We start from the raw sequence: 3099 nt of genomic DNA, 5'->3' as shown, positions 1-3099 counted from the left end.
AAAAGGTAAAAATCAAAATCTTCTCACGGATGAAGATGTTGATAAAATTGTCGAAACGTATCGTAATAGAGAAATGATTGATAAATTTAGCTATGTAGCATCGTTAGATGAAATCAAAGACAATGACTATAACTTAAATATACCAAGATATGTCGATACATTTGAAGAAGAAGAACAGATTGACTTAGACCAAGTCCAACAACAACTTGTAGATATTGATAAAGACATTGCAGAAGTTGAATCAGAAATCAACGAATATCTTAAAGAACTAGGAGTGTTAAAATATGAGTAAACACCGTAATACTCCAGAACTAAGATTTCCAGAATTTAAAGATGAGTGGAAAAATAATGAGCTTGGTAAATTATTATCTATAATTTCAGGTCACTCACCTTCTTATTATAGTGAAGGTTCTGAATATCCATTATATAAAGTGAATGATTTAAATAATAATAGTAAATTTCAGGATTACTCAGATTTGTATGTGGAAAAAAAACATACTCCTTTAAATAAAAAAGTAATAATTTTTCCTAAAAGAGGAGCTGCTATATTACTTAATAAAATAAGAATTATAAATACTCCTGGCTACATTGATACAAATCTTATGGGACTCGAGTTTAACGATGTAAATGACACTGAATTTTATTATTATGCCATATTAAGAGAAGGTCTCTATAGGATAGCGGATACATCTACTATTCCCCAAATTAACAATAAACATATTTTACCTTATAAAATTTATTCGCCTAGCTATATTGAAAAAAATAAATTAGGTAATTTTTTTAGCAAACTTGACCGACAAATTGAATTAGAGGAACAAAAGTTAGCGAAATTAGAAGAACAGAAAAAGGGATATATGCAACAAATTTTCTCTCGTCAATTTCTTTTTGAGAACGAAAAAGGTGATACGGATTATAGTTGGCGTAATTTTAAAATTAAAGATATATTCTCAAAAATAGAAAGTGGAAATAGATTACCTAAAACAAATTTGGTAGAAGGAAATATCCCGTACGTTATTGCTCAAACAACAAACAACGGAGTTTTTATGCACATATCCGAAGATACTTTAGATTACCATAAAAATAAATTAAAATTATTTAAAAAAGGAAGTATTACTATATCTATTGATAATCCTGAAGCTATGTTTATTCAAGAGATGGATTTTTTTACTTCTAATGTAATGAGGGTTATTCATAATGAAAATTTGAAAAGAGGTTCTCATATTTTTATTATGGAGTCACTAAAAAAATTAACTCAATCCTATAATTGGTCTGTAAAATTTTCTGGGCCAATTATAATGGATTCTACAGTAAAATTTCCAGTCTATAATGATAATAAAGTAAACTGGAATGTAGTGAATAAAATTGGAGATTTTTTTAATACATTTGAAATAAGAATAAATAGACAATCAGATAAAATTAAATTATTGGAAGAACGTAAAAAAGGATTATTACAGAAAATGTTTGTGTAGTTCTGATAACGGCCTATTATGTAAATTAATTAGAAAGGAATATAAATTATGCAATTAACAATTTATGAATTAGTCATTTTAAATTCAATGAATATTGAGGTATACAGATATCAAAGTGATAATAGAAAAGAAGTTGAAAATAAAATTGAAGAGTTAAAAGATGATTCAGGAGAAGAATATAAAGTTTTGACATATGGTGTTATTTCTACTGTAGGAGAATATACTGAAATACCAGATGATTTAGAAATGAAACTTCAAGTAGAAAAATTAAAGTTGAATGGCACTAAAAAAAATTAGAAATAAACCTCTCTCACCTAACAATGAGAGAGGTTCTAGTTTTATTAAAAATAATATTATAATTTTATTTTGATAGATAATGGTTAATAATTGTCTGTAAATCATTGTTAAGTACCGTTGTAATAGAGTCATCATTCATAAAATCATCATAGATTTTATCCAATATTTCTTCATCTTCAATCGCTGTGAAGTGATGTACTAAACCTTTTACAATTGAAATATAATTTTGCGATGCTAAGCAATTAGCAATCGTTCGCCAGTCTGAGTGTGTGGTTTCATGGTTCATAGATAATCCTCCTTTATTTCAATGTCCATTTTTGACGTGCTTTAGGATTAAGCGGATGCATAATTTCATTCGTTACTGGATTAATAAGCTTTTTGACTTTCTTTTTATGAGGTTTTAACATTTCCATCACTTGCTCAACACGTTCGACGACAACAGGCCGCTTCGCATAGGCACCATAAGCAAGAATCACTGTGTCACTTTCACTTATCGCTTTCATCAAGTGAATATCAGTGTGCTCATTATATGGATTTTTGATATGTTTGAGATTTTGGGGTGTTTTAATATTAGAGAATAGATTAACTAGATATACAGCGCCATATTGTTCAGAATTAGCTAATTGGTTAAGAATAAGAACAGTGGTAAGATCGAGTGATAATACACCATCTAAATAGGGATACATTGTTATGACTGTACAAGCGGGTTTCTTTTCATCCCATGTTTTCTTGAGTAAGTAGCGGTGTTGTTCATCATCGCTAAATATGGCTTCTGTCGTACTTTTGATTGTATTCATATATATAATCACTTCCTTTAGTATTCTTCTGGCAAAAGCATCATATAATAAAAAGTGTCTACGTCATCTTCACGAATAACGTAGACTTTCTTAGGTAATGCATTTTGATTTTTTACATAGTTTGTATAGTGATATTCCAATTTGTATGCGGGTTGTTCTTGTTCATGTGTGATTGAGAGTATATTCTCATCTTCTTGTAGTCTAAAAATGTGTAGGTAATCTGTATGAGGTTGATTGTCCCGTTCTTTTACCATGTTCCAAAGTAAGATTTGAAGGTCTAGAGATAGGTGTTCACTAATGCCTCTTGTGATGTATCGATTGATTTTCATACTATTTTCCTCCATTTTGCTTTTCTTTCATGATGTCAATCACTTCGTTAATGACTGTAACAGATATTTGTGCCAATTTGATCCAATTATTCATGGTCATTCCCTCCTTGTTTTAGTAAATGACGTTCATCGATAATCGTATTTTTAGTATCTGTGAGGTATAGAAAGTCCATATCAAAATGATCTAGATAACCAATACTGATGAGT

The 3099-nt window shown here is 29.4% G+C and carries 7 protein-coding genes; 3 read left to right on the top strand and 4 right to left on the bottom strand.

Annotation, left to right across the window (positions count from 1 at the left end; translation table 11 throughout):
* From KA858_RS09385 to KA858_RS09375, 3 genes are all read left to right on the top strand, one after another.
* A partial coding sequence (locus KA858_RS09385; RefSeq protein WP_210135533.1) for an N-6 DNA methylase occupies nucleotides 1-292 on the top strand: 292 nt, incomplete at its 5' end.
* The gene (locus KA858_RS09380; protein WP_210135532.1) at nucleotides 285-1469 is read left to right on the top strand and encodes a restriction endonuclease subunit S; all 1185 of its coding nucleotides are present in this window, start codon (nucleotides 285-287) and stop codon (nucleotides 1467-1469) included. The genes KA858_RS09385 and KA858_RS09380, both read left to right, overlap by 8 nt.
* 48 nt (nucleotides 1470-1517) lie before the next feature.
* On the top strand, nucleotides 1518-1766 hold the full coding sequence (locus tag KA858_RS09375; RefSeq protein ID WP_049400185.1) for a hypothetical protein: 249 nt from the start codon (nucleotides 1518-1520) through the stop codon (nucleotides 1764-1766).
* Nucleotides 1767-1830: 64 nt separating this feature from the next.
* On the opposite strand, the gene KA858_RS09370 is transcribed toward KA858_RS09375, so the two are convergent.
* The 4 genes from KA858_RS09370 to KA858_RS09355 form a co-directional block, all read right to left on the bottom strand.
* Nucleotides 1831-2052 carry a hypothetical protein gene (locus tag KA858_RS09370; protein WP_210135531.1) on the bottom strand — a complete coding sequence of 74 codons (222 nt, stop codon included), beginning with the start codon at nucleotides 2050-2052 and terminating at the stop codon, nucleotides 1831-1833.
* A 13-nt stretch (nucleotides 2053-2065) separates the two neighbouring features.
* Nucleotides 2066-2563: a DUF1643 domain-containing protein gene (locus KA858_RS09365; protein ID WP_179203670.1), complete on the bottom strand. Its 498-nt coding sequence runs from the start codon at nucleotides 2561-2563 to the stop codon at nucleotides 2066-2068.
* Between the two features lie 17 nt (nucleotides 2564-2580).
* Nucleotides 2581-2892 (bottom strand): DUF960 domain-containing protein, encoded by a 312-nt coding sequence (locus tag KA858_RS09360; protein WP_210135530.1) that lies wholly within the window; start codon nucleotides 2890-2892, stop codon nucleotides 2581-2583.
* A gap of 86 nt (nucleotides 2893-2978) precedes the next feature.
* The coding region (locus KA858_RS09355; RefSeq protein WP_245342081.1) for an SAUGI family uracil-DNA glycosylase inhibitor at nucleotides 2979-3099 on the bottom strand (121 nt) is incomplete at its 5' end.

Source organism: Staphylococcus sp. GDX8P80P (assembly GCF_017893095.1).
GTDB classification, from domain to species: Bacteria; Bacillota; Bacilli; order Staphylococcales; family Staphylococcaceae; genus Staphylococcus; species Staphylococcus borealis.
Note: the sequence above shows the minus strand (reverse complement) of the source record. Positions and strands in the feature narration are given on the sequence as shown.